The sequence below is a fragment of the Acinetobacter sp. LMB-5 genome, assembly GCF_001541635.1.
Lineage (GTDB): Bacteria > Pseudomonadota > Gammaproteobacteria > Pseudomonadales > Moraxellaceae > Acinetobacter > Acinetobacter pittii.
Genome location: NZ_LRDR01000079.1, coordinates 1 through 419, shown reverse-complemented (window position 1 = coordinate 419; position 419 = coordinate 1). Strand labels below are relative to the sequence as shown.

General features: G+C 48.4%; 1 protein-coding gene. It reads left to right on the top strand.

Annotated elements, in window-relative coordinates:
• The coding region (locus tag AW165_RS18605; protein ID WP_212823940.1) for a hypothetical protein at positions 1-419 on the top strand (419 nt) is incomplete at both ends.

Genomic DNA, 419 nt, shown 5'->3' with positions numbered 1-419 from the left:
GGGCATTATGTCTGATGAATTTCTACACGGTATTTATACCGTTGAGTCCACCACAGGTTCGCTGGCCGTCACCGATGTTGCATCGAGTGTGATTGGTATTTTCGGCACGTCCGAAAAGGCAGAGCCTATTCAGCTCAATCACACCACTAACTACGATGATGCGTACGCACTCTTCGGTGAAGGTTCCATTTCAAAAGCGCTTAAGCGTATTCATACCTATGTGGAAAGCAATTCAGTGATTGCCATTCCTCTGGGTAAAGATTCTGATTTCCCGGACGCACCAGAAGAGCCAGCAACATCGGGCGTGACGCTCAGTTCTGCCAGCGCGACCGCTTATATTGATGATGGCGCAACAGTGTCTCCTGTTGTGATCACTAATCCACATGCTGCCAGCATTACTTATACGTCCAGCAATGAAG